The organism is Paenibacillus sp. J22P218, assembly GCF_056269195.1.
In genome coordinates this window covers 1,877,250-1,902,024 of record NZ_JBWDNL010000001.1, presented here as the reverse complement: position 1 = coordinate 1,902,024, position 24,775 = coordinate 1,877,250, and the positions used below count along the sequence as shown (strand labels likewise).

Genomic DNA, 24,775 nt, shown 5'->3' with positions numbered 1-24,775 from the left:
ACACCACCCATTCATTCCTTCTAGTCAATGAAATAATAACATAGAATGCGTTGGAATAAATAAGGCTTTTCGATTACGATGACATCAATACGCTTTGGGAGGAACCAAAAATGAGTGTTCGCAGCAGGTGGTTGATTATTACCGTCGGATTAGGGGTACTTTTAAACCCATTAAATTCTTCTATGATTTCAATCGCTATAGCAAGGCTTCAACATGTATATCATCTTGACTTTGCACAAGTATCCTGGGTTATTTTCGCTTTTTATATCGCGAGCGCTGTCGCTCAACCTGTTATGGGAAAGGCCAGTGACTTATTTGGTCGCAGACAAATATTTCTTATCGGACTCGTCGTAGCTTTCGTTGCCTCATTGCTTGCTCCGCTTTCTGCAAGCTTCGGGTTCCTCATCGTCTTTCGCATTGTGCAATCCATCGGAACAAGCATGATGGTCGCTGTTGGAATGTCCATTGTTCGTATTCATGTTACGGAGAAGCAAGCGACAGCGCTGTCTGTTATGTCCATATTTTTATCGGGGGCGGCAGCACTCGGTCCTTTTATTGGCGGGATATTAATTCATTGGTGGGATTGGCAAGCGATCTTCTATGTCAATATTCCGTTTGTGATAGCGAGCTTCATACTCGCTTGGAGGACCATACCTAAGGATAACCCGACAACATTGATTTCACAGCGCACCTCCATTTGCAAATGGTTTGATTTGATTGATGCGCTGGGGATCCTGCTCTTCTCATCGGGTCTTGTTACCCTGCTCATTGGATTACTGTCAATCCAGTCATCGGGACAAGTCTCGTTCGTACCTGTGTTTCTCGTGCTTGTAGGCCTCGCGCTGCTTGCGGCATTCGTTCGTCATGAGTTACGAGCGCAGTCACCTTTCATTCCATTGCGTATTTTCGCCAAATATCCTGCGATGATAGGGATCAATATCGAATTTATGCTCGTTAACATTCTTTTTTATTCGCTGTTTTTTGGTCTTCCGTCCTACTTGCAAATGGTACGACACGTCAGCGAACTCCATACAGGGATTCTTATGTTGAGCTTAGGCTTGTGCTCGCTCGTAGTCTCGCCTATAGCAGGACGATGGATCGATAAATCAGGGCCCAAGCCGGCATTAATCGTATCCGCAATACTGATGGCATTGGGGTCCGCATGGATCGTGTCATTCAATCGACATTCACCGGTTGTAAGTGTATGTGTTGCGTTAGCTGCTTTCGGTATTAGCAACGGATTGAACAATGTCGGTATGCAAGCAGCCTTGTTCAAAAGTACTCCAAAAGACATAATCGGCGTCGCCTCCGGATTATTTAATACATCCAGATACCTTGGAACGATTCTCTCTTCATTGCTTATAGGCATCGTAATGGGCGATAGGTTCAGCAGCGAAGGGTTCCGAGTGCTTGGGATTATCCTCGCCCTGATCGCGTTGTCCTTGGTGATCATGAGTTGGCGACACCGTGAGTCTGGTCAATTCGGTGAGTCGTAGATATCGTTTATAAGTCTTCCCTGGCATACATGCTCTGATCCTGTAGTCGTATCAATACTTTGCCATAACGGCCGCTTTGGCGGACAACCACTGTGCCGGACGGATACGTCTGTTCCAAATAGTCGGCTACCTTTTTCCGATTCAGAGCATCTACAGGCAGACCTCGGCTTCCGAGCCAGTTCATCATTTCTTGCAGTGCCGCTTCTATGGAGATTTCCTCGGTTTTTGTTTCTCTCGATATAAGCGACTCGTAGGAGTAGCCTTTGAGGTAAAGCAGGTGGAGCAAATAACCCATTTCCGTCTTTTTATTTTTAAAAGGCTCACCAGTGATAAGTGGATAAATTTCATTCACCAAACTATGCTCGATGGAGCCTGCAGGCATACTCAAGTAACAATATTGACTCGCGCAACTAAGAATCTTTTCCACGCTATCCCAGTCTACAATGACTGGACACATGGAGACAAAGACGAGATCGAAGGCTTGGCTCCAGCCTTTGTCCTGAACGTCGATATCCTCAAATGGCTCGGATACAATCTTCACCCTATCTTCTGTGAATTTCGAAGTGTTTTCTTCTAAAAGTTCGACTAGCGGAAGCGAGGACTCCACAGCGGTTACACGAGCTCCGCGCTCTGCAAAAGGCACCGTAAATACTCCCGAGGCAGCTCCAACATCCAGTACAGAAGCATTTTCAAGTTGAACGCCTTGCGTTTCTAGCCAGCGTACAATACGTGTTGTTCGTTTTCTTCCCTCTTCATTAAAGGACTGCTCATTGAACGTTTTCGCTTTATGGTCAAAAGCTTTGGCTGGGACGATACCAGCCTTTTTCATCTTGTTCACGATCGTATCGCCATATTCTTTCCAAGCATCTTCCCAAATCGTTTCATTAAAAAAATCGTTCATTTTTATTCCTCACCTTTCATTATGGTTGATGACTTTAACCATGTTAATATGGATCTATTATATCTATAATTATAGCGCAAGAAGCGGTTTACTTCTTGTTTACCTCATGGCTGCAATGCTTGAAAGCTTCATCCATTACCGACTGGATCGTGTGCTCCTGTAAATACTGGTGCAAATGCTGCTGCGCACCGTCCATCACCTTTTCAACTAAACATCCGCTTTTAGTGGGACGATGCTGCTCCTGTGATTCATCTCCCGCTTCTGCTAACAGTTGATGTTGCTGCGAACTCGAATTCGAGCATTCGAACAATTGCTGCCGACCTTCAATCACTTGAATCACATTCAGAAAAGTGATTTGATCGGCCGGCCGCGCCAGCTCATAACCGCCGTTCACACCCGGTACCGCACGTACGATCCCATCCTGCCGCAGCTTGGACATAATTTTGGATAAATAGCTTTCGGAAACGCCAAGCGTTGCCGATAATTCTTTGATCCCGATATTATTGCGACGATCCGAATGACCCAAATGAAGCAAAGCATGCAGAGCGTAATCTGTACTTTTGGAGAACTGCATAAGTCCATCCTCCCTTTCTGTATGAATCATTATGGACCCCTGATGTCCATAATATCGCATTCAACTTCATATTGCAATAACCCGCTCTTATTAAACAAGTCCCCGAACCCGCCCTCACCTAACCCATACATCAGCACATGGTAGTTACATTAAACAATATACAGCCTAGTTACATGCTATCGCGCACTCTTGTAACATTATTGGGCTCATTTATTATGTTTTATAGATATGGCCCTGCATCTATTCGAGGGTCCAACTGCCCGTTGGCGGGTTGTGCTCGCTTGTATGGTTTTAGGTTACCAACTTGTTTAGTTATCTAGTACGTCTGTGCTCCAGTTTTTCTCCTGGATCTTGAAGTCCAACTCACGGTATTTCCTCGACAACTCGTCGACCTCTTTTTGAAGATCTGCGATCTCAATCGTCGTGTAATATTTCACTTCCTGCCGACTATATCGGTCCTGCTTGATGGAAGCCTCGCCAAGTAATTCATTCAGTATATTGCGATGCTGCATGATGCGATCACGTTCTGCCAACGCTTCTGCCAAGCTTATGCTCACATCGTATGGGCTTAACGCGTTCGTCTTATTAATCTTTTTCACCCAGACGGCTAGATGATCGAGCGTTCGAGTTAATTCATCCATCAGCTCGGTTGGCGATTCTGAAGGTTTGTCTCCTTCTTGTACTTTTATGACTCTAACAAGGCGCTGCTTGATTTGAGCAACCTTCCGTTGGCAATCCGCTCGCATGACAAGCGCTTCCGCTAATCTCATCGTTAATCCCCTCCAATTACATAAAAATTTGTGTATAACTATGACTTGGTGAAACAATTGCAAGTGGTTGGCCCCATTCGTCAAGCGCCGTCGTCTTGCTATAACCTGCCTGAGCAGATACATGCGTTAGTTTTGTCGTCATTCCGTCGTCAAGTTTGCTCATCAGTTTTGGACGCTGAACCAGCGTCTTGCGTATAGGGGATCTGTAATTTCGTTTGGGCAATCAATGGTGCCCCTCCGTCATTGCATGGTATCTCTATATTTTCGACGGATTCCTCAATTTCTCGTGCTCACTCTTCGACAGCTCCATTTATATTCAATCGATCGTGTGTATCATCCATTTCCCTTGATCGTTTTGACGAAAAGCATACATCATCTTAACGTCTTCAATTGTCTCAGTAGTCAAATCCAGTCGTTGTCCAATCACAGTTATGTGTACATTGTCCCGAGGCAAATTGGTTTCAATGCTCTCGATATCGGTAAAGCGATACTGGAGTTGATCGTCGTAATAATACTTCATTGCTTCTGCCAGCTTTTCATTCACAAAACCGGATTGGTAAACAATGTTGTTATGCTCAACCAACGAAACCAGATTGTTTTCGAGAACTTCAAGTACGAACACATCTTCTGCAGATAATTGATCTTGATAGGATTCCAAATTGATGAATTGTCCCGTTTCAAAATCAATTTCATCCGTTGCCAGGGGAAGAGATGCCCTCTCTGTTATCAAGCTTTCGGGGCGATCTATTTCTGAGATGGTTGCCTCTTTTGTTTTTGCTTCCCCTCCGCATGCTGTAAGGAGGATCAGTGCTGTCATTGTTACAGCGATGGCAGTAGATTTAAGCATTATTTTTCACCTCCTTTTTAACAATTCCTTTATTCTAAAGCCGTTTATTTCTCTTCTCTTCCAAATATATATCCAGAACAGCTATCGCTCTAATCAATAGTTTGATAGTTAGATTTCACCTCATTCACAATGGCCGTACCGCTGCTTGCGTCCCATTTCACCTCTAAACCGAGTGTTTCAGCGATAAACCGCAGAGGCACATAGGTTTTGCCATTATGATAGATTGGAGGCTGCGTCAAACTCAGTTTCGTACCATTAACATCAATTTCTTGTCGATAAACCTCAAGCTTTATCGTGAGTTGATCTGTCGTAACAGTGATCTTCCCATTATTGTAGTCTACCTTTGCATGAAACGCTTCAAATAAATCTCTCATCGGCACTAAGGTGGTACCACCTGAAATAACCGGACCTGAGGTTAGCTTCATCACTTCGCCATTCAGAACAACCGAAAATGGTTTCTGAACTTTGGTTGGCTTAACGGCCGATTTCAAGGGCAGCAAATGATGGTCATCATAATTTGAGGTTCCTGATCCCCACTGATACACGATACCGTTTGCACCTAAAGCAATCCCGGAATTCGTAGATCTTGCTTTCACTTGCTTGATTCCGCTTAAGCCTTCAAGCTTTATGAGTGGAGGAACGGGATCTGCATATAGGAGACCGGACCACACCGTTCCATCTTGATGCAAAGCGAGATAAGGCAGACTGTTGTTGGCTACCGCGCTGACATCGACGTAACCCTTTTGTTTACCGATCTTCGGCTCATTCGAGCTGACCAGATAGCCGCTCTTATCAATCCCCACAGCAGCACGGCGTTCAGCGGATGCTGCAACCTTCACAATATTTCGCATCATTAAAACATCTTCGCCCATATGAACATTGTCCCAAACTCCGATATGAACGACTGCGCCAGCCTTAGTTGCGAACATAACTCCCGTTTCAATATCGATATCGGCAATGTTTGATTGTACTTTCGCAGGAATGGACGTGAAAGAAGGCGCTATGTACCGGACTTCAAAAGGTTCGTTGCTTAAATGATAGCAAGCTTCTGATTCAACATCCTCGCGCAGCAGCCAAGCCATACAGCCATCTTCACCCCAATACCATGCTTCGTCATTCCGATCCAGCGCCAAATGTCCAACATCTCCGGATTCAATTTTCTTAATCCCTTCTAACTCAACAATTTGAACGGGTTCATTTCGATTAGCTTTAATGCCTTTTGCTTTCAAATAAGGGTTGCCTGTACCGCTGTCCCATGTCCAAACGGTGCCGTCTTTTTTTAATGCAATGTTCTCTGTCGTAATTTGCATCGCATTCTCTATCACAAGTTGTTTTACGGCAAAATTATTACCTTTCCATGACCAAATTGCTCCATTATTTTGCAGGGCAACGCTTGATCCGTTCTTGTGATCGATATCAATAATTCCTGTTAGATCTGCAGATGTCCGAATCGGGTTACCACCTGCCGCTTGTAGGGTCTGATTCGATAATATCCCTGCAAAACTGAATATTAGGATAAAGACGATTATGATTCTCTTCATATTTCAACTCCTTTTTCCAAATTAATTGATTTCCACAGCTTCTTCCCTATTTTATGACGCACATTTTCCATATTTTGTTGCTCGAGCAAGTAATGTTATTCTCCTCTCGAAGTGCCGCAGCAGCTCCCAACATTCTTTGTCGCTGTCTATAATTTCCTGACCGGTTGGAAGCTCATCTGCTTCAGGCGTCCCCCACACTTGAGCCGTACTTACATATGATTGGAATTTCAAGGTTAAAGTAAGGTAATCGACATTGAAGGAGGAAACTCGTATGAAGCCAAGTCCGGAGATAGAAGCGTGTGAGCAATATTTCAAGCAAATCTTCTCAGAACAAAGCGACTTTCAATCGAAAAAGCTGTTCATTGGGGGCACCGAATATAGATTGTTTTATTTTGACACGTTGATTGATTTCTTCCTCGTTCAAGATTTTATTCTGAAGCCGCTCCTACTCCGTCCGCAGGATGACGTCCGCGACGTTGTCTCGATTCTCGACTATGCTGAAACCGAGCAATTGGAGGACGCGGTTGCGGCAATTATACAAGGTAAAGCCGTTCTGCATCGAGGCGGAGAAAGCAGGCTTTATCTGCTCGGGGTGGATCTTAAGAAGGAACGCTCCCTCAATATTCCTATCAATGAGCGTGTTCTACGCGGAGCGAACGAAGCATTCATTGAAAATTTAGATACTAATATTAACCTAATGCGCAAGCTCATTAACTCGAAAGATTTGATCGTGAAAACCATTACTTTAGGACGTCTCTCACAAACGAAAGTTTCCATCATGTATATCAAGTCAATTGCGGACGAGAAGATTGTGAATGAGCTGGAGAGAAGGCTCAGCAGCATTGATATGGACTATATCGAAGCACCAGGATTTATCGATGAGCTGATTCGGGAGAAGAAATTCAGCCTTTTTCCGCAGATGCTCATTACAGAACGGCCTGACCGTGCCCGTTCCTACTTAATGGAAGGCAAAGTTGTGATTGGAACGGCTGGATCACCAGATACGATCATATTGCCGGTAACGTTCTGGTCTTTTTTCCAAAGTCCGGATGATTACCAGATCAGTTGGTTGTTAGGTACCGTCTTTCGGTTGTTACGAATCAGCTGCTTTTTGATTACGATTGGTCTGCCTGCCTTTTATGTAGCGGTCAGTTCCTTTAATCCGCAATTACTGCCGATCAATTTCGTTAATACTTTGCAGAGCTCGCTGAAATATGTTACTTTTCCGCCGATATTCGAGGCGCTCTCGATGATGCTTATTCTTGAGATTTTGAGAGAAGCGACTATTCGGCTGGCGAGCCCCGTTGGCCAAACGATCGGCGTAGTTGGCGGTATTGTAATCGGAACAGTGGTCGTGCAGGCCAATTTGGTTTCCAATACAATCGTTATAATAGCTGCTTTAACTGGATTAGCCTCCTTTATCTTGCCTTCGTATGAAATGAGCAGTTCAGTTCGTTTGCTTAGCTACCCGGCGCTCCTACTGTCAGCGATGTTTGGACTACTTGGTCTCTCCCTCTTCTTCATGGTGATCTTTATACATATGTGCCAAATGCATACGATGGGGCTCCCTTACTTTACGCCGCCATTTTCATTGAGGGAAGCAAAGGATACTCTGTTTCGTGCACCGATCTGGAGCTTGTCTAAGCGTCCCGAAGGAACGGCGCCGAGCAATCGAACAAGGTTAAGAAATCCAAGGAGTTGGAAACGTTGAGGAAAGAAGAACCTATAACAGGCAGACAGCTTATCTCACTTGTGGTCATGGCACAACTCGGAACGGAGGTACTCTCCCTGCCTCATGTAGAAGCAGAAGCTTCCGGTCATGATACTTGGTTGGCTGTTTTGCAGAGTGGGTTGGCCGCTCAAGTTGGTATCGTGCTCATTTGGTGGCTCGGCAGCCGATATCCAGCGCGGAATATATATGCCTATATCTCACTTATTATCGGTAAGCCACTTGGCGCTTGCATCAATCTGTTGTACGGATGCTATTACGCCCTTTCTGGGCTTGTATTGGTGTTGCTGTATACCAACATCTTAAAAAGATGGATATTCATACTCACGCCCAGTTGGGTAATCATTCTTTTGCTACTTCTTGTATGCGGCTATGCGGCTACATCAACACTGAAGATACTAGCGAATTTATCGCAAACCTTTATGTTCTTCTCCTGCGTCTCTTTTTTTCTGATCGTGTTTAGCGGTTTCTATGGACTAGACGTAAAAAATTTGTTGCCGGTATTGAACAACGGCTGGTATCCGATTATGAATGGAGCTTTTATTGCCTTTAGCGCTTATGTAGGCTATGATCTGCTTCTTTATGCTTACCCGTACGTACAGACCCAAAGTAAAAAGAGTTTGCTTCTTACGATGTCAATCGCGAACGCCTGTACGATGGTGTTCTATATTACGGTCTGCCTGATTTGCTCAATGAAGTTCAGTATCGAACAGTTAACCCTTATCCCGGAGCCAATCATTTTTATATTAAAAAACTATCGGATTGAAATCTTGCAGAGCATTGACATCCTGTTCCTTGTTTTCTATGTCTGCGTTGTATCGGCTACGATTTATGTGTATTTCTTTTTGGCGGCAAAAGCTTTCCAACATCTACGCAGTCAAGGCTTGGGCAAACAGCATGTTTGGATATGGGCGATTGTATGCCTTTGTTTCATAGGAGGTTTCTTCATGACGAAGCGGAATACTATTTTGCGGTTTTCTTCTATCCAAGACCAACTGTCAATCCTTTTTGTCGTCATTCTGCCGCTCATCCTGCTGGTGGTTTCCGGACTAAGAGGCACAGGGAGGAGCAAGATATGAAGAGAGTCATTGCATCTGTTCTCCTTTGCCTGCTTCTGACTGGTTGCTGGGATCAAGTTGAATTGAAAAAATTGCTATTTGTCGATGTGATCGGAATTGATTACGAGAAGGACAGCAAGAAGATTAAAGTAAGTTACGTTGTTTCCTCGCTTCAAAATGCCACTCAGGGAGGAGGCAAACCAAACAGTTTATTCATCGGATCGTCAGGCAGTAACCTTTACGACGCCGTATCTAAATCAAACAAGGAAATGCCCGGTATACTCTCTGTGCTTGAATCCAGGCTGTATCTAATAAGCACCAATTTCGCCAAGGACAAACCGCTTAACTATCTGAATGTCACAAGCCAATTTCAAACCAATCCATTATACGCTTATTTGGCTGTATATGACGGTGACCCTTCTCTCCTGTTAGCTAAGAAGAACATTAAAGATCAAACGGTTTCCGAATTTCTAGTCGGCTTGTTGGATGAAGAGAGAAAAAGAGGCAATATTCCTTCAAACAAATTACTCCATTATATACTTGGGGGAACGGAGTTCGTGAACGATTTCGCTCTCAATCGGTTCGAGCCATATGGGGACGGTGCTCGACTTGCGGGTAGTGCTTTGTTTAGTGACGGGAAGTATACCGGCGTAAATCTGAATAACGATGATACCTTGCTAACCTGCTTATTGTATGGCGTACCAGGAAATGCCCAACTGATCACAGGAAATATTGATGATAAACCTTATACCGCTTTGGTACAAAAGTCCAACCGGGATTATCATATCATCATGAATGCAGACGGCCTTCAAGGAATTGAAATCTCATTGAAACTCGACCTTAAATTAGTTGAACTCGGTCTAGAAATGGATAAATATACCAAACAAATGCAAACGCAACTGGTAAAGGAAATCGCAAAAGATATGACTGATCGGGTATCTAACGTATTTACGACATTGCAAAAGGCAAATTGCGACTACTTTCAACTCGGGCATGAGTTAGCTGCTTATCATCCAAAACGGTACGAAGAAATGAACTGGAGAGAACAGTATCCAAAGATTCATATAAAACCGATCGTTAATATCAAGATACTTAACAACGGTATATTGGATTTGGAAAATTCTACTTAATTGGCATCGAACGCCAACAAACAGACCGATGAGCATTATATTTGGGGAAATCAATGCGATGGCTGGCATTTAGTGAAACAAAACGATTTAAGCGTCATTCATGAACAAATGCCGGCACAGTTTTTGGAAATTTCCCAACCGATAAGCAAGGGAGATCGGATTATAGTCGAATAAGAAAAAAGGCAGCAAAATTTGGCTGCCGTTTCTTCGTGTATTTAAGCCCCCACATCAAGCAACGTTTCTTCGGTTGCTTTCTTGCGTACGCCGATGCTTGATATACGGAAGGACAATAATGCCGTCGCTGCAGCAATCGTTACGCCAGCAGCTCCGATCCATGTGATGGATGACAGCGACAGCTGCTCGACTACAACGCCTCCGAGTCCCGCGCCGGCTGCCATTGCTAACTGCAGCATGGAAGTGTTCAAGCTGAGCATGATGCCGGAAGCTTCGGGAGCTAAGCTGATTAAATTATACTGCTGAGTAGGACCCGATGACCAAGCCGAGAATGACCAGAGCATGAGCAGCGGGAAAATAATAGCCGCCGATTGCTGTCCGGCCAAAGAAATCAATACGAGCGCAATCGCGTGGATCAACATGCCGACAACTAAGGTGCGAGGGGCTCCCCATTTATCGGTACTGAAGCCGCCTAGCTTGGATCCGATCAGACTGGCGATGCCGAATGCGAATAGTCCAATGCTCACTCCCTGCTCGCTTAGACCTGAGACGTTAAGTAGAAACGGCGATAGATAGGTGTTCGCAATCGAATATCCGCCGATCCAGAAGAAGGTGATCAGTAAGGCGACAACGATCTTTGGCTGCTTAAGCAGTGCTAGCTGCTTGCGGATCGGCACTGGCTCCTCCCCTTCCGTTCTTGGAATCGTGAACAGAATAAGCAGGATGGCGACGAGCCCCAGTAGTCCGATTCCAGCGAAAATCAATTTCCAATCGTATGCGGCAGCGGCAACCCTTCCTATCGGCACACCAATAATAAGTGCGGTGCTGAAGCCCATAACGAGCGTCGCAATGGCGCTTCCTTGCTTCTCAGGCGGTGCAAGCTTGGCTGCTACGGTAAGAGCCGTAACGACGAATACCCCTGTGCTGAGCGCTAAGACGATTCTTGATGCCAACAGGAATCCAAAGCCTGGTAATAGGACGGCTATCGCATTCCCTGCCGCAAATACGGCAAGAGCATAGATCAGCAGTTTCCGGCGTTCCACTCTAGCCGTTGCGGCCATCAGTATCGGAGTACCGAATGCGTAGGCCAACGAGAAAACGGTGATTAGTTGGCCGGCTGCGGACACCGATACGCCTGCATCCTTTGCTACTACATCCAAAATCCCCGCAATAATGAACTCGGACGTACCAACAAGAAAGCTGATGACGGCAAGCATGTAAATTTTCCAAGTATTCGACATGACCATATTGCTCCTCTCTCCACTCCAATGATTTTTCTATATTTCTAAATCTATAGAAATAAAGCTGAAAAAAAATGACTGCTTTTTTTGCAGCCATCTCGTTCCGTTGCCGAAACAAACCGTTATGCCTCCATATATGAACGTAACTCTCGCTATATTTCAAGCAAATACGGTGCATACTTCTCCGCCATTTCGCGGTTGACGCTGTAATAGATGTAGGTGCCGTCCTTGCGAGTATTAAGCAATCCGCAGTCCGTTAATTGCTTCAGATGATGAGACAGCGTCGATCCAGCGACGGATTCCAGCTTGCTCCCGATATCGGAGCAGCATAAATTCCGCTCTTCGGTTAGTAACAGAGCGATTTTGAGCCGTGTTGGCTCCCCTAGCGCCTTATACACTTTGACCGCTTGCCGAACTTCCGCGTTATCCTCCACCATCGTCCACACACCTTTGCCGTAGTTGTTATTTCTATGGATGTCGAAATAAAGATATCATACCTTTTTTCGAATGTAAAGCCCTGACTTGAGAGCTTGGCTACTCCATAATATCCGTGACTGCGCCTTTCGAGGCCGACGATACTAATCGAGCATACTTGGCTAGTACCCCCGAAGTCACTTTATAGGGAGGCTGTATCCAATTCTTCGCCCTTTCAGCAAGCACTTCCTCTGACACCTCTAGCGTTATTTGTTGCGTCTCGCTGTCGATGGAGACGATATCTCCGTTTTGCAGCAGCGCAATTGGACCGCCTACTTGTGCTTCAGGAGATACATGACCCACTACAAAACCATGTGAGCCGCCCGAGAATCTGCCGTCCGTCATAAGAGCTACCTCACCGCCAAGACCTTTGCCTACGATGAGCGCAGTTACCGACAGCATCTCCGGCATACCTGGACCGCCCTTCGGGCCGCAATATCGGATGACCAATACATCTCCTTTGTGGATCTGATCCTTTAGAATTGCCTCGGTAGCAGCTTCCTCGCTGTCGAATACTTTGGCAGGACCGACAAACCGAAGCTTCTTCATTCCCGACATCTTGGCCACTGCCCCTTCTGGAGCGAGATTGCCTCTCAGCACAACTAAAGGTCCATTGGGCTTCAACGGCTGGTTTATCGGGCGAATAATGACCTGATCGTCTTGCAGCGGCAAGGCATCTGCTAGATTTTCAGCTAACGTTTTACCTGTGACCGTCAAGCAATCCCCATGCAGCAGACCATCCGCGAGCAATTGCTTCATTACGCCTGGAATACCGCCTATATCGTTCAAATCCTGCATAACATATTTGCCGCTTGGCTTCAAATCTGCCAAATGCGGTACACGCAGACGTATCCGTTCAAAATCATCCAATGTTAAATCCACGCCAACCGAATGCGCAATCGCAAGCAGGTGCAAGATTGCATTCGTTGAGCCGCCTAACGCCATGACAACCGTGATCGCGTTCTCGAACGCTTTTTTCGTCATAATGTCTTTGGGGTATATGTCCTGTTCTAACAAGGACAGAACCTGTCTGCCAGCTACTGCACATTCCGCTGCTTTGTCAGGCGAGACCGCTGGCGTGGACGAAGAACCAGGAAGGCTCATGCCCATAGCTTCAGCAGCTGCCGCCATCGTATTAGCGGTATACATGCCTCCGCAGGCTCCCGGTCCTGGGCAGGCATTGCACTCTACCTTATGGAGCTGCTCATCTGACAAATTACCTTCATGATATTGGCCTACCGCTTCAAAAGCCGTAACGATATCGATGTTCTTTCCGTCGAGCTTGCCTGGTTGAATCGTTCCTCCATATACGTATACAGAAGGGATATTCATGCGTCCGATCGCCATCAGACAGGCAGGGGTATTCTTATCGCAGCCTCCGATTGCCACAAGTCCGTCGAATCTCTCCGCTCCAGCCACAATCTCAATGGAATCGGCGATTGCTTCTCGGCTTGGCAGAGAGAACAGCATCCCGCCATGTCCCATCGATATACCGTCCGATACCGTGATCGTGTTGAAAATAAGCGGAGCGCCGCCGTTACTTCGCGCCCCTTGCTTAGCATGCAAGGCTAATTGATCAATGTGCATGTTGCATGGCGTTACTTCGCTCCATGTACTCGCTACGCCAATCATCGGCTTCTTGAAATCTTCATCGGTGAAACCGACAGCACGCAGCATAGCTCTGTTCGGTACTCGATTGACACCTTCGCTAATCACTTTACTGCGAATACGCAAATCTTTTGAATTTCCCATCCTACTCACTCCTCTGTCGTTTCTTATAACAATTCATATAGTTCCTTCATCGGGCGGATAAAATTTTGTTTCATCAGCACTTCCGCTTGTTTGCCATCCTTCAAGTCCAAAGCATGTATAATCGCCTCATGCTCTTCGACAGAAGCTTGAGTCGCAGTGATTGACTGCTTGAGGAACACATACTTAAACCGCCGAATGTGTATCTGAAGCGAAGCGCTGAATGAAGCGATATAAGGATTGTCCGATAGCTCCACAATCAAATTATGAAACTGTTCATCGGCTTCCATCGCTTGATAAGCCTGGTTGTTTTTGATCGCGTTAGCAAACTCATCATTAATGGTGCGTAATTGCTCGATCTGCTCGTGAGCGATGGTTTGCGCGGTTGCTTCTGCTGCCAACGATTGTAGAGCGGCCATTGTCGAATACATCTTAAATATATCTTCCTTCTCAATAGCCGTGACTTTGGTTTCTTTGCCGGGGTGCGTGGAGACGAGCCCCTGCACTTCAAGCAATTGGAATGCCTCTCGAATCGGAGTACGGCTGACTCCTAGCGTTTCTGCTAATTCCGCGTCAATCAGCTTCTCACCGGGCTGAAGCGTTCCATCGATTATCCATCTTTGAATTTGCGAAAAGGCTCGTTCCTTTGCTGACATTCGCACGGGCGAGATATAATTTTTAGGTACAGGCATCCCTATCATCCTTGCTTCATTATTTTCTTATATGCAATATATCGCATACTTGTGCAAAAAACAATATGCATAACGAAACATCATAATCCGGTTAAATAAAACATTAAATAAAACACTGATTTATAAACATCAAAAAATAATTGAACTTTTTGAAAAATTACGGTCTATTCCATTGCATTATATAAAGAATTTAGTGTATCATTTGAACTTAGCGTAGATAACAATTAGAACCGTGGAGGGCATACGATATGCAACAAAAAATTACACTTCAAGAAGGTCAAAAATTGATCACGAACAAAGATTTTGAAGTAGCGATTGCTCAAAAGAAAATTATTAAACCGATGCAAAACGGCATGCAAATTAGACCTGCCTCAACCATTATTGGATACAACGAAGACTCCGTTCGCATGTCGGATGGAAGCATCATCCACAGAGCGGCAAATACATTTTTCGTCTAGAATACGTTTAGGTTTAACAATAAGACCCGCAAGACGGCAGCTTCGTTAGGGAAGCAGCCATCTTGCGGGTCTTCGTCATTCACATCACATTATTATTTCGAACGTTTCTTGGAAGATGTTTTCGCGCGTTTTCCGCGCTTTGCGCTTGAAACCATCACATTTTTTTCTGAATACGTGTACTGGTGCTTATAGACTGGGCAGCAGTGATGCTGTTTGATTGTTTCGATATTTTGAACGACATTCACAAGCTGCGGATGATAGTAGTTCTCGTATTGCGTAATTGGAGGATCAAAAATAGTTTGGGTTGGACAATCGGGACAAAATTCAGCGTCACTCACGCCTGCTACTTGATTCATGTTGTTACCTGCTTGACTCATATTATAGTAATTGCGATTCAAAGTAACTAACCCCTTCCTGTTATTGGAATACATCATATTGTATTCATTGAATAACAATACGATTGTATGTTTGACATGGAAGGCTTTCGCCTCTTATGTTTCCGCGACAGGAAAGGCAAGATTAATGTCCTTGTACTATGTAATTTCTCCGCGTTAAGGCAGAGAAGTTCTGCGCGAGGAAGAGCGGTGTATACGGAATATCGTTTCTAAGCCACTGCACTATCGTTCCGATTAAAGCTGCCGATCCATACCAAATCGCAATATCCTTCGGAGCACCCGATGCCGAAATGATCCTATTACTCGCGCCTGCTCCCTGCTCTATTCGGAAGGCAATCATTTCGGTCAAGATTTTCAATAAACGCTCTGTAAAGATTGACGTTTGCTTCGAACTTAAAATAGTTTTATAAAACTTGGCGTTAGCCGCAATATGTTCAAGCAAGTTTACCAAATTTACCATATCGAAATCTAACAACGATTGATTGCTATCCACCGGTAATCGATTTAATACATTTCGAATGTCTTCTTCCATATCATCCGCCATCTTCTCCATCATGTCCGAGATATCATGATAGTGCAGATAGAAAGTGACGCGATTAATGCCGGAGCGCTCCGCAATTCGGTTAACGGAAATTTTCCCGATATCCATTTCCTGCAAAAGATCAATGAAAGCATCCTTTAGCAGCAGTCGGGTACGAATTTTACGAGGATCAATCCTTGGTTTATTACGATCTGTCATTTCTTGATTCATCTCCTACATTTTGTTAATCTACAATATTTTAAATTTTGTCTTATATTTTCGAGATAAACGACACTTTGATTAATAGTGACAACTAGTTTACATTTCGTCAAGATGCGTTGCTTGTAAGACCATGCTTTCTTATTATATTCTACTTTATACGATGTTGAGTATTTTACACATTGTAAAATAGATTAGAAGAAATGTTGGAGAGGATGGAGTAAGTTGAGTAAAAGCAAGGTACCAAACAGCAGTTCCATACAAAAAGGGCCAATCTTAATCATTATGATTTTAGGCGCCTTTCTAGCGACGTTGAATCAAACGATCATGAGTGTCGCTACGCCAGAGCTGATGATTGATTTCAACATCACGGCCGCAACCGCACAGTGGCTGACAACGGGTTACATGCTCGTGAACGGGGTGCTCATCCCGATTACGGCCTACTTCATGCAGCGATTTACGACTAGGCAGTTATTCCAAGCTTCCATGATCATTTTCCTTGTCGGCACGATCGTATCCGCGCTCGCGCATACGTTCGAGATTTTGTTAACGGGCCGTATGATCCAGGCAGCCGGCGCGGGTATCATCATGCCGCTGCTTACGAATGTTATTCTTACGCTATTCCCTCCTGAGAAACGGGGAGCGGCGATGGGCATGATGGGGTTGGCCATTATTTTCGCCCCAGCTATCGGTCCTACACTAGCCGGTTATATTCTTGAGAATTACGCTTGGCAAACGATGTTCTACGGCATGATCCCGCTTGCGGTCATTGTTATCGTCTGCGGATTTATTTTCCTTCGAAACGTATCTGAACGCGGGAATACCAAAATCGATCTCGTCAGCGTTATTCTGTCCACTATTGGATTCGGCACATTGCTATACGGCTTCAGCCGGGCAGGCAGTGCAGGGTGGTCAAGCGCAGAAGTAATCGAGTCCATTGTGGCGGGCGTCATCGCTCTTGCTCTATTCACATGGAGACAGCTTATGGCCAAAAACAAAAATCCATTGCTCGATCTTCGGGCTTTCAAGTACAGCATGTTCTCGCTAACTACAGTTATTAATATTGCGGTAACGATGGTCATGTATGCGGATATGATGCTGCTTCCGCTTTATCTTCAGAACAACCGTGGTTACACGGCATTAGAATCCGGTTTGCTGCTGCTCCCTGGTGCGCTTGTGATGGGCTTCCTAATGCCGGTTGCAGGCAAGCTCTTCGATAAATTCGGAGCGAAGTGGCTATCCATTGTCGGCATGATCATTACGATTGCTACTACGATTGGCTTTATCAACTTAACGGATTCGACCAGCTATACGTATCTCCTTCTTATGTCGACGGGACGTCGAATCGGGATGGCCTTGCTGCTGATGCCGGTTCAAACCGCGGGTCTAAATCAATTGCCTAATAGACTCAATGCGCATGGTACGGCGATCTCCAATACCGTTCGGCAGGTTGCAGGTGCGGTAGGCACTTCCCTTCTTATTACTGTCATGACTAACCGTACGGCGACACATATGAAGGATATGGTTACATCAGGTGCTGGCGCAGGCGCTACGCAAGAGCATCTGCTTATGGAAGCATCTATTCAAGGGATCAACGATGCTTACCTCGTCATTGTCGGAATCGGTGTCATCGCATTGCTGCTTTCCTTCTTCATTAAGCGCGTTCCTCAAGCTCCAGATGAAGAGCCTGCAGTAGCCTTAAAGAAATCCGTCCTCAAAGAAGCTTAATCGCGTAAATAATTAATCATATAAAAGAGACTACTTCCCTCATAGAAGGAAAGTAGTCTCTTTTTGTCCGATTAAGATCAGACACGCGAAAGCGTAGCGACTGAACTGCGAAAATCCGGCCTTCCGTCGCTACTCCATTGGAGCTCCGCAACGAATGTATGCCGATTCGGGTCGTATAGCGGATCACCTGAAATATCCTTATACGTTCTCGCATGAAAGACAAGCAATGCATTCGTGCCGTCTTCCGTTAGCGTGAAGCTGTTATGTCCAGGCCCGTACAATCCAAGATTCTCGTCGGTCGTCAACACCGGCACAGGCGACTTGCGCCATGAAGCGGCGTCCAGCAGATCAGAGTCTTCGTCTGCCTCCAGCAATCCCATGCAATAGTTGAAGTCGGTCGCGCTTGCCGAATATGAGAGGAACAGCAAGCCGTCCTTGCGAAGGAACGAAGCGCCTTCGTTCACCTTGTAGCCGATCGTTTCCCAATCGTATTCCGGTAACGTAATCATCGTCTGTTGCCCGGTCAACGTCCATGGATTGCTCATTGCTGAGATGTAGAGATTGGAATTGCCGTCAATTTGGCGATCCTTCTGCGCCCAGACATAATAACGCGTCCCCCGGTGCTCGAACGTCGTAGCGTCAAGCGAGAAGCTTTCCCAAGCGGTGCGGATTTGCCCCTTCTCCTCCCACTCCCCCTCCAATGGATTTGCGTTCCCGTTCTCCAGTACGAACATCCGATGATCGAACAAACCATCGATCGTCTCTGTCGTGTGGGCGGCGGCGAAATAGATATACCATTTGCTGTCGATATGATGAATTTCGGGAGCCCATATGTTTGCACTTAGCAGGCCCGATTCATGTTTTCTCCAGACTACAACCGGATTCGCGTGAGAAAGCTCTTCGATTGTCCTCCCTCTTCGAATCTCGATGCGGTCGTATTCGGGCACGGAGGCTGCGAAATAGTAATAGCCGTCGGAATGGCGGAAAATATGCGGATCAGCGCGTTGTTCGATTAATGGCTTTACGCCGTCTAGCTTTGATTGTTGGACTCCCATCCTGTCACCTGCTTTTATGTTTTTTAATCATTAGCCTTTAACGCCGCCCACAGTTAGACCGGATACGAAATAACGTTGGAAAAAGACGAATATGATCATGATTGGTACAATCGCAAGTACAGATCCTGCGATCAAAATATCGTAATTGTTGCCGTACGGCGTTACTAGACTGGATAGACCGATTGGAAGCGTCAGCTTCTCGGCCGAATTCAGCACAAGCAACGGCCACACGAAGCTATTCCAGCTGGCTAACGCCTGAACGATGATCATTGCGCCGAACGCAGGCGTCATAAGCGGTACGAAGATCCGGAAGAAAATACCGTACTCCGAGCAGCCGTCTATCCTCCCGGCATCAAGAAAATCTTTCGGCAAGCTGGATGCATATTGCCTGAAGAAGAATATCGGGAGCGGCGAGACAACGAATGGCAATATGACACCGCTGAAGCGATCGATCAAATCAAGTGCGATCATTTGCTTGTACAGCGGCAGCATAATGATCTCTACCGGCACCATCATGACGAGAAGAACGCATAGGAAAACGAGATTTCGTCCAAAGAACCGGTACATCGCGAGTCCATAACCAACCATGGATGATAGCAGCATACAGCCCACTGTATAGAAGACGGTTATGATCAAGCTGTTTTTGTACCAATTCGCATACTTGGCTGCACCCGAAGAGAACATGAAAGAGTAATTATCGAAAGAAATCAATTCCGGCTGCAGACGAATGTTGAGACCGAATCGGAGCAGTTCTTTGGACGGCTTCAGGGAAGCGAGCGCCAAACAATAAAACGGGAACAATGCCAAAGCGGCGAATATCAGGAACAGGACGATCAGAAGGATCGTTTGCGGATGGAATCGTTTGGCCTTCATGATCAATCCTCCTTCTTGAACAAGCCGAATAGTCGAAGTTGAATCACATTCAAGATCATCGTAAACGTCAGAAGAACGATTCCGATTGCGGAGCCGAGCCCTAGACTGTTCTTCTCAATGCCGTGACGATAGAGCAGTCCAATCATCGTGAGACCGATGTCGTTCGGCGAACGATTGCCGCTCCATAGAATGAAGCTTTCCGTAAACATGGCATATCCGCCATAAATACTAATTGTAATCACGTATATCGCGATCGGCTTCAATAGCGGAAGCGTGATACGCAGAAACTTCTGCCACGTATTCGCGCCGTCAATATCTGCCGATTCGTACAGCTCATTCGGTATGGACTGCAGCGCCGACATGAAGTAAACGATGTTAATGCCCGCGTAACGCCAAGTTGCCAATATGATGAGTACGAGCATGCCCGTCATGCCATTGCCGAGCCAATTGATTGTCTCGAAGCCGAGCATATGGCGGAACGTATTCATGACGGAAGCATCAAGCGAACCGAATACGAGACGGAATACGATACCTGCTACAACAACCGACGTTAAGGCCGGAACAAACAAGGTTGAGCGGAAAAACGAACTCCACTTCATGCGTTTGGAATTAAGGAATACGGCCAGTACAAGCGGCATCGGAATTAAGACGACGAGTGTCCAAAAGGTGTATTTCGAGCTGTTCCACATTGCGGTGTAGAAGGAATCATCCGTCCATAAGTCCTTATAGTTCGTCCATCCGATGAAATGCGTCTGTCCCGGCAGTACTTCCTGAAAGCTCATGATGATCGTCGACATGACGGGATAGACAAAAAATACCGCCAACGAGAGCACGAACGGAAGCACGAATACATAAGGCGCGAGCCGCTGGTTATACATCCATCTCATTTCGCCCATTCGCTCCTTTCCTGGCAGGAGAAACTTTGCCGAAGAAGTCGATCTTCGGCAAAGCTCCCTGTTCGATTTATAATTACTTAATACTTCCTGCTGCTTCGTCGAGCGCTTGCTTCGGATCTTTCATGTCATTAAGCGCTTGGAACATGGCCTTCGTCTTGATGACGTCGGATACGGATGGCGTTCTTTCCTTAATATTCGTAGGCGCGATCTCGCTCTTCAAGCCGTCGAGGAAGGTGAAGATGCCCGTGCCGAAGTAGTCTGTGTATTTGTTGGACTCGTTCATCGCAGGATCCGTCCAAGCCTCTGTGTTGATTGGATCAAAGCCAAGCTGCTTCCAAATTTCGATGTTGCCTTCCTTCGATATTTTCGCGAACTCCAGGAACTTCTTCGCGATATCTTGGTTTTTGGATTGATTCGTAATCACTGTACCTGTGCCGCCCATACCAGAGGAGCGCAGTTCGCCTTGCTTGAATACAGGCATTGGCTTAATGATGATTTTGCCTTTCAGATCCGGCATATAGTCCGTGAATCGTCCCATATACCACATCGGCATCCAGATCGAAGCGGCGCCTCCGCCGTTCATGAAGCCGTAATACTCTTCGGCATGATGAAAGCCGCCAGGAGCAGCGATGGCAACCTTCTCGTTCACGAGCTTTTGCAGATACGTCAGGACATCTACGTTAGCCTGATCGTTCAACGTTACATTTCCGTCTTTATCAAGGAAGTCTGAGCCGTGCTGAACGACCATCGGCCAGTACGACCATTGGTCTGTCGTTTCCACAGTCGTCATCGGCTTGCCGGTTTTCTCAAGCACTTGCTTGCCTGCCGCTTCAAAATCATCCCATGTAATGATGTTATCCGCGTTTACGCCAGCTTCATCGAGAATTTCTTTATTGTAATAAATGACTTGCGCCCCGACATGATAGTCAATGCCGTAATATTTGCCGTCTTTGGCATAGTTGTCGAGACGGGACATCACTAATTTGTCTTTCGCAGGTTCAACAATGTCGTTAAGCTCTACGAACTGAGGATCACCCTTCAGATAGTTGCCGATTTTGCTGATCTCGATATCCGCAAGATCCGGTGCGCCTTTGCCGGATTGAAGCGCCAAGAGCAGCTTGTTGTGAGCGTCGTCATAAGGGAATGTCGTGGCGGTCAATTTGATCAACGTATCCGGATGAGCAGCGTTCCACTTCTCGGTCATGCTTTCCATAAACTTCTGATGCAGTTCGTTGAAGGTCCAAAATTCAAGCGTAGTTGTTCCGGACGTTGATTTAGACGAATTGGATCCGGAAGAAGCATTATTTTCGTTGTTTCCCGAGCTGCAACCAGTTAATGCCATTGAGCTGACCAGTGCCAAAGCAAGCGAATAATGAAGCGCTTTTTTCATTCGGATAATCCCCCTTGAAAATTTGGTTAACGCGCTTATTCGCTTTAAATTCAAGCTTGAAAGCGCTTTACTCTTTGGATTATAATTGGTATTAAATATTATTTATATAACCAATTGAGTATAAAATCATATTTTTTATTGGGAGTGGATGACTTGATAAAGAAAACGGCTCTATACAAACAAATCCAACAACAGATCCGTGAGAAAATCATTTCGGGAAGACTTCGACCTTCCGATCGCATTCCTTCGGAACAAGAATTAATGGATGAATTCAAGGTAAGCAAAATCACGGTCAAGAACGCGCTTACCGAACTGGCCGATGAAGGACTGGTCACCCGTATTCAAGGCAAAGGAACGTTCGTCGCGGCGGATGTAAAGCTAGCCGGCACTTCGTCGTTGCGGATTGCTGCGCCTAACGCCGTTCCGTTAATCGGCTTCACTATTCCAACAATGAAAACCCGCGTCATCCAGAAGCTCGTCGACTACATGGAATTTCACTTAAAGGAAGCCGGCTTCCAAATGATATTGAGCATTACGCGCGAATCGGCTTCCGAGGAATCCAAATCCATCCGTGATCTAGTCGATGCTGGCGTACAAGGCTTGATCGTCTTCCCTACCGAGGATGAGAAATATAACGAATCGTTGCTGCGATTGTCGCTTGATAAGTTCCCTTTCGTCTTTATTGATCGTTATCTTCGCAATATCGAGACCTATACGATTACTTCAGATAATCTAGGCGGGGCTTATGATACAGTGTCGTATCTGCTTGGGAAAGGACATCGCCATATTGCGCTCATTTCTCCGGAGAACGCAAATACGGCCGTCGAGGATCGGACGACCGGGTTCGAGAAAGCATATATCGACCAAGAAATTTCTATCGATAAGAATCTATGGTGCCATGTACCGCTTGATATACTCCGCAGCGACCGCGCGCTTGCTTACATTACGGACTTCCTTCAAGGACATAAGTCGATCACGGCAGCTTTTACATTAACGGAGGAAATTGCCCAACTGACATCGCAAGCTCTTCAAAGCATCGAAGGGCAGACTAATGTGGAGCTGATTTCTTTCGACGATCCGGGCATACCGAACGTCGCATATGTACAGCAGGACGAGCGGGAGATGGCACGTGCCGCCGTATCGCTGCTGCGAGATCAAATCATGCACGCCTACGCCCCGCAAAGCGTCGTCGTGTCCGTCCAGCTCATTTTCCCATAACCGTTCTGTAGTAGCGACGGTAATTCAAACCTAACACATCGGCAATTGCACGGTAATCGTAATCCGTTGGCCTTCCTTATGGGAGCCCATTGATCCGCCCATTGCATTGACAAGCTTACGGGATATATAAAGCCCAAGACCCATGCCCTTACTGCCGCGGCTTTGGTCTCCGGTATAATAGCGGTCAAAGATTGCTTCAATGGCAGTGGGCAACGGGAACTCCGTTTCATTGCTGACACTTACGCCGTGGAAAGGTCCATTTTCGAAAAATGACACAGATACCGTTCCATGCGCGTACCTAAGCACATTTTGAATCAAGTTATGCAGCACTCGCTGGAGCGCCATTGGATCGGCATTCACAATCGGCGCCTTCTTTGCATCCTGTATAGACAGTTCGATATTTTTTTGTAAAAAATCTTCGTAAAACCGCAAAAAACTGTCGCATACCGTATGTTCCAAATTCAAGCTTTGAACAGCGTAACTATGTTCATCGAGCTCCAGTCGCGACAAGTCATTAAAGCTTTCGGTTAATTCCTGAAGCACGTTGACAGAATCCGTAATCACACTCACATATTGTTCCTGCTTGGCAGGAGAAGGCGCCTTCTTAAGGAGCTGCAGGTACCCTGCCAAAGACGTCAGCGGCGTTCGCAGATCATGGGAAATACTAGAAATCGTGAGTCGAATATTTTGCTCCAATTCACCTACTCGCTTTAACCGTTCTTCGTATCCGTCCACTAATCGGTTGATTTCATGGATGGCTTCGGCCAGCTTTGAGTCGCTTTCCTCCAAATATAGTCTGCTTCCATATTGCGCATTTGCGCCAAGATCCCTAATCTGACTTGTTAACCGTTTGATCTCGCGTCTCATGAAGTAGAAGCGCAGCGTTAGATACAGGCATAAAGTCGCGAGCCCCCCTATCCACACATACATGATGTCGCCCCCCTTATTCAGCGAGCCGGAATCCAACGCCCCAGATCGTTTTGATATGCTTGTGCGTCGATACCGCATTCAATTTAGCTCGCAGATTGCTCACATGAACGTTGATCGTTTTCTCATCCCCCAGAAATTCCTCGTTCCATATGCTTTCATAAATATTGATGCGGCTGAATACTTTGAGCGGATGTCGCAGAAGCAGCTCCAATATCTCAAATTCCCGTTGCGTAAGCAGAATGTCGGATCCTCCGACCTTTACTTCATGCTCGTCTACATTCAAATGGATGTCAAGATATTGAAGGGGCGCCCTAGCTGATTCATAATCGGAATACATCGTAAACCGTCTTAACTGGGCAGCAACCCTTGCTAGCAGCTCGTCTATGTCAAACGGTTTGGTCATGTAATCGTCCGCGCCACTTGCCAGCAGTTCTAATTTACTTTCTTTCCCCACCTTCGCAGAGAGCACGATGACCGGCATACGCTCCCTTCTGCGCAGTTCAATAAGGACATCTTCACCTGTTTTGCCTGGCAGCATAAGGTCTAGAATGATACACTTCCATGACTCTTGGGGCAGCAGAAACATCGCCTCACTGCCGGAATAGGCGCTTACGGGGCGGTAGCCCGCTCCGGCAAGCGCCTCGCACAACAAAGTGTTGATTGCCGCATCGTCTTCAATAACGAGAATCGGTTCGTTCATTTGTCTCCCACCATTTT

24 protein-coding genes are annotated in these 24,775 nt (G+C 46.0%); 7 read left to right on the top strand and 17 right to left on the bottom strand.

From position 1 onward, the window contains the following. The first annotated feature begins 110 nt into the window (after positions 1–110). A complete protein-coding gene (locus AC0YN0_RS08115) occupies positions 111–1,496 on the top strand; it encodes an MFS transporter (RefSeq protein WP_475820752.1) in 1,386 nt (461 codons plus the stop codon). 7 nt (positions 1,497–1,503) lie between these two features. On the opposite strand, the gene AC0YN0_RS08110 is transcribed toward AC0YN0_RS08115, so the two are convergent. The 5 genes from AC0YN0_RS08110 to AC0YN0_RS08090 form a co-directional block, all read right to left on the bottom strand. Next, positions 1,504–2,397: a class I SAM-dependent methyltransferase gene (locus AC0YN0_RS08110; RefSeq protein WP_475820751.1), complete on the bottom strand. Its 894-nt coding sequence runs from the start codon at positions 2,395–2,397 to the stop codon at positions 1,504–1,506. An 88-nt stretch (positions 2,398–2,485) separates the two neighbouring features. Next, positions 2,486–2,971 (bottom strand): RrF2 family transcriptional regulator, encoded by a 486-nt coding sequence (locus tag AC0YN0_RS08105; RefSeq protein ID WP_475820750.1) that lies wholly within the window; start codon positions 2,969–2,971, stop codon positions 2,486–2,488. A gap of 308 nt (positions 2,972–3,279) precedes the next feature. After that, positions 3,280–3,741 carry a DIP1984 family protein gene (locus tag AC0YN0_RS08100; protein ID WP_475820749.1) on the bottom strand — a complete coding sequence of 154 codons (462 nt, stop codon included), beginning with the start codon at positions 3,739–3,741 and terminating at the stop codon, positions 3,280–3,282. Positions 3,742–4,057: 316 nt separating this feature from the next. Further along, positions 4,058–4,588, bottom strand: a complete 531-nt coding sequence (locus AC0YN0_RS08095; RefSeq protein ID WP_475820748.1) for a M12A family metallopeptidase — start codon at positions 4,586–4,588, stop codon at positions 4,058–4,060. Between the two features lie 89 nt (positions 4,589–4,677). Then, a complete protein-coding gene (locus AC0YN0_RS08090) occupies positions 4,678–6,129 on the bottom strand; it encodes a stalk domain-containing protein (RefSeq protein ID WP_475820747.1) in 1,452 nt (483 codons plus the stop codon). Between the two features lie 271 nt (positions 6,130–6,400). On the opposite strand from AC0YN0_RS08090, the gene AC0YN0_RS08085 reads away from it, so the two are divergent. The 3 genes from AC0YN0_RS08085 to AC0YN0_RS08075 are packed head-to-tail and all read left to right on the top strand — an operon-like array spanning position 6,401 to position 10,046. Then, positions 6,401–7,840, top strand: a complete 1,440-nt coding sequence (locus tag AC0YN0_RS08085; RefSeq protein ID WP_475820746.1) for a spore germination protein — start codon at positions 6,401–6,403, stop codon at positions 7,838–7,840. Continuing rightward, the gene (locus tag AC0YN0_RS08080; protein ID WP_475820745.1) at positions 7,837–8,937 is read left to right on the top strand and encodes a GerAB/ArcD/ProY family transporter; all 1,101 of its coding nucleotides are present in this window, start codon (positions 7,837–7,839) and stop codon (positions 8,935–8,937) included. The genes AC0YN0_RS08085 and AC0YN0_RS08080 overlap by 4 nt, the downstream gene beginning before the upstream one ends. Next, positions 8,934–10,046 (top strand): Ger(x)C family spore germination protein, encoded by a 1,113-nt coding sequence (locus AC0YN0_RS08075; RefSeq protein ID WP_475820744.1) that lies wholly within the window; start codon positions 8,934–8,936, stop codon positions 10,044–10,046. The genes AC0YN0_RS08080 and AC0YN0_RS08075 overlap by 4 nt, the downstream gene beginning before the upstream one ends. A gap of 215 nt (positions 10,047–10,261) precedes the next feature. On the opposite strand, the gene AC0YN0_RS08070 is transcribed toward AC0YN0_RS08075, so the two are convergent. The 4 genes from AC0YN0_RS08070 to AC0YN0_RS08055 form a co-directional block, all read right to left on the bottom strand. Further along, positions 10,262–11,461 carry an MFS transporter gene (locus AC0YN0_RS08070; RefSeq protein ID WP_475820743.1) on the bottom strand — a complete coding sequence of 400 codons (1,200 nt, stop codon included), beginning with the start codon at positions 11,459–11,461 and terminating at the stop codon, positions 10,262–10,264. 152 nt (positions 11,462–11,613) lie between these two features. Next, on the bottom strand, positions 11,614–11,898 hold the full coding sequence (locus tag AC0YN0_RS08065) for an ArsR/SmtB family transcription factor (RefSeq protein WP_337101162.1): 285 nt from the start codon (positions 11,896–11,898) through the stop codon (positions 11,614–11,616). A 97-nt stretch (positions 11,899–11,995) separates the two neighbouring features. Continuing rightward, the gene (gene ilvD / locus AC0YN0_RS08060; protein ID WP_475820742.1) at positions 11,996–13,687 is read right to left on the bottom strand and encodes a dihydroxy-acid dehydratase; all 1,692 of its coding nucleotides are present in this window, start codon (positions 13,685–13,687) and stop codon (positions 11,996–11,998) included. A 23-nt stretch (positions 13,688–13,710) separates the two neighbouring features. Then, complete coding sequence (locus tag AC0YN0_RS08055; RefSeq protein ID WP_475820741.1) at positions 13,711–14,376, bottom strand: GntR family transcriptional regulator; 666 nt, start codon at positions 14,374–14,376, stop codon at positions 13,711–13,713. Between the two features lie 248 nt (positions 14,377–14,624). Between AC0YN0_RS08055 and AC0YN0_RS08050 the strand changes: the two genes are divergently transcribed. After that, positions 14,625–14,834 carry a hypothetical protein gene (locus AC0YN0_RS08050; protein ID WP_337101165.1) on the top strand — a complete coding sequence of 70 codons (210 nt, stop codon included), beginning with the start codon at positions 14,625–14,627 and terminating at the stop codon, positions 14,832–14,834. Positions 14,835–14,926: 92 nt separating this feature from the next. Here the strand turns inward: AC0YN0_RS08050 and AC0YN0_RS08045 are convergent, their stop codons facing one another. Together AC0YN0_RS08045 and AC0YN0_RS08040 are read right to left on the bottom strand one after the other, a co-directional pair. After that, the gene (locus AC0YN0_RS08045) at positions 14,927–15,190 is read right to left on the bottom strand and encodes a hypothetical protein (RefSeq protein WP_475820740.1); all 264 of its coding nucleotides are present in this window, start codon (positions 15,188–15,190) and stop codon (positions 14,927–14,929) included. Between the two features lie 163 nt (positions 15,191–15,353). Then, the gene (locus tag AC0YN0_RS08040; RefSeq protein ID WP_475820739.1) at positions 15,354–15,980 is read right to left on the bottom strand and encodes a TetR/AcrR family transcriptional regulator; all 627 of its coding nucleotides are present in this window, start codon (positions 15,978–15,980) and stop codon (positions 15,354–15,356) included. Between the two features lie 273 nt (positions 15,981–16,253). Between AC0YN0_RS08040 and AC0YN0_RS08035 the strand changes: the two genes are divergently transcribed. After that, the gene (locus AC0YN0_RS08035) at positions 16,254–17,696 is read left to right on the top strand and encodes a DHA2 family efflux MFS transporter permease subunit (protein WP_475820925.1); all 1,443 of its coding nucleotides are present in this window, start codon (positions 16,254–16,256) and stop codon (positions 17,694–17,696) included. A gap of 77 nt (positions 17,697–17,773) precedes the next feature. Here the strand turns inward: AC0YN0_RS08035 and AC0YN0_RS08030 are convergent, their stop codons facing one another. The 4 genes from AC0YN0_RS08030 to AC0YN0_RS08015 form a co-directional block, all read right to left on the bottom strand. After that, entirely contained in the window at positions 17,774–18,751 is a 978-nt protein-coding gene (locus AC0YN0_RS08030; protein ID WP_475820738.1) for a glycoside hydrolase family 43 protein, read from the bottom strand. A gap of 30 nt (positions 18,752–18,781) precedes the next feature. Beyond that, positions 18,782–19,624, bottom strand: coding sequence for a carbohydrate ABC transporter permease (locus AC0YN0_RS08025; protein WP_475820737.1), 843 nt, complete (start codon positions 19,622–19,624; stop codon positions 18,782–18,784). Between the two features lie 2 nt (positions 19,625–19,626). Beyond that, positions 19,627–20,511, bottom strand: coding sequence for a carbohydrate ABC transporter permease (locus AC0YN0_RS08020; protein WP_442049022.1), 885 nt, complete (start codon positions 20,509–20,511; stop codon positions 19,627–19,629). An 82-nt stretch (positions 20,512–20,593) separates the two neighbouring features. Next, positions 20,594–21,910, bottom strand: coding sequence for an ABC transporter substrate-binding protein (locus AC0YN0_RS08015; RefSeq protein WP_475820736.1), 1,317 nt, complete (start codon positions 21,908–21,910; stop codon positions 20,594–20,596). A gap of 153 nt (positions 21,911–22,063) precedes the next feature. On the opposite strand from AC0YN0_RS08015, the gene AC0YN0_RS08010 reads away from it, so the two are divergent. Further along, positions 22,064–23,128 (top strand): GntR family transcriptional regulator, encoded by a 1,065-nt coding sequence (locus AC0YN0_RS08010; protein ID WP_475820735.1) that lies wholly within the window; start codon positions 22,064–22,066, stop codon positions 23,126–23,128. A 30-nt stretch (positions 23,129–23,158) separates the two neighbouring features. Here the strand turns inward: AC0YN0_RS08010 and AC0YN0_RS08005 are convergent, their stop codons facing one another. Beyond that, positions 23,159–24,058, bottom strand: coding sequence for a sensor histidine kinase (locus AC0YN0_RS08005; protein ID WP_475820734.1), 900 nt, complete (start codon positions 24,056–24,058; stop codon positions 23,159–23,161). A 13-nt stretch (positions 24,059–24,071) separates the two neighbouring features. Continuing rightward, positions 24,072–24,758 (bottom strand): response regulator transcription factor, encoded by a 687-nt coding sequence (locus tag AC0YN0_RS08000; RefSeq protein WP_475820733.1) that lies wholly within the window; start codon positions 24,756–24,758, stop codon positions 24,072–24,074. Between the last annotated feature and the right edge of the window lie 17 nt (positions 24,759–24,775).

Coding starts and splice junctions, on each gene's coding strand:
- AC0YN0_RS08115 (WP_475820752.1), top strand. CDS start 111: ATGAGTGTTCGCAGCAGGTGGTTGATTATTACCGTCGGATTAGGGGTA.
- AC0YN0_RS08110 (WP_475820751.1), bottom strand. CDS start 2,397: ATGAACGATTTTTTTAATGAAACGATTTGGGAAGATGCTTGGAAAGAA.
- AC0YN0_RS08105 (WP_475820750.1), bottom strand. CDS start 2,971: ATGCAGTTCTCCAAAAGTACAGATTACGCTCTGCATGCTTTGCTTCAT.
- AC0YN0_RS08100 (WP_475820749.1), bottom strand. CDS start 3,741: ATGAGATTAGCGGAAGCGCTTGTCATGCGAGCGGATTGCCAACGGAAG.
- AC0YN0_RS08095 (WP_475820748.1), bottom strand. CDS start 4,588: ATGCTTAAATCTACTGCCATCGCTGTAACAATGACAGCACTGATCCTC.
- AC0YN0_RS08090 (WP_475820747.1), bottom strand. CDS start 6,129: ATGAAGAGAATCATAATCGTCTTTATCCTAATATTCAGTTTTGCAGGG.
- AC0YN0_RS08085 (WP_475820746.1), top strand. CDS start 6,401: ATGAAGCCAAGTCCGGAGATAGAAGCGTGTGAGCAATATTTCAAGCAA.
- AC0YN0_RS08075 (WP_475820744.1), top strand. CDS start 8,934: ATGAAGAGAGTCATTGCATCTGTTCTCCTTTGCCTGCTTCTGACTGGT.
- AC0YN0_RS08070 (WP_475820743.1), bottom strand. CDS start 11,461: ATGTCGAATACTTGGAAAATTTACATGCTTGCCGTCATCAGCTTTCTT.
- AC0YN0_RS08065 (WP_337101162.1), bottom strand. CDS start 11,898: ATGGTGGAGGATAACGCGGAAGTTCGGCAAGCGGTCAAAGTGTATAAG.
- ilvD (WP_475820742.1), bottom strand. CDS start 13,687: ATGGGAAATTCAAAAGATTTGCGTATTCGCAGTAAAGTGATTAGCGAA.
- AC0YN0_RS08055 (WP_475820741.1), bottom strand. CDS start 14,376: ATGCCTGTACCTAAAAATTATATCTCGCCCGTGCGAATGTCAGCAAAG.
- AC0YN0_RS08050 (WP_337101165.1), top strand. CDS start 14,625: ATGCAACAAAAAATTACACTTCAAGAAGGTCAAAAATTGATCACGAAC.
- AC0YN0_RS08045 (WP_475820740.1), bottom strand. CDS start 15,190: ATGAATCAAGTAGCAGGCGTGAGTGACGCTGAATTTTGTCCCGATTGT.
- AC0YN0_RS08040 (WP_475820739.1), bottom strand. CDS start 15,980: ATGAATCAAGAAATGACAGATCGTAATAAACCAAGGATTGATCCTCGT.
- AC0YN0_RS08035 (WP_475820925.1), top strand. CDS start 16,254: ATGATTTTAGGCGCCTTTCTAGCGACGTTGAATCAAACGATCATGAGT.
- AC0YN0_RS08030 (WP_475820738.1), bottom strand. CDS start 18,751: ATGGGAGTCCAACAATCAAAGCTAGACGGCGTAAAGCCATTAATCGAA.
- AC0YN0_RS08025 (WP_475820737.1), bottom strand. CDS start 19,624: ATGAAGGCCAAACGATTCCATCCGCAAACGATCCTTCTGATCGTCCTG.
- AC0YN0_RS08020 (WP_442049022.1), bottom strand. CDS start 20,511: ATGAGATGGATGTATAACCAGCGGCTCGCGCCTTATGTATTCGTGCTT.
- AC0YN0_RS08015 (WP_475820736.1), bottom strand. CDS start 21,910: ATGAAAAAAGCGCTTCATTATTCGCTTGCTTTGGCACTGGTCAGCTCA.
- AC0YN0_RS08005 (WP_475820734.1), bottom strand. CDS start 24,058: ATGTATGTGTGGATAGGGGGGCTCGCGACTTTATGCCTGTATCTAACG.
- AC0YN0_RS08000 (WP_475820733.1), bottom strand. CDS start 24,758: ATGAACGAACCGATTCTCGTTATTGAAGACGATGCGGCAATCAACACT.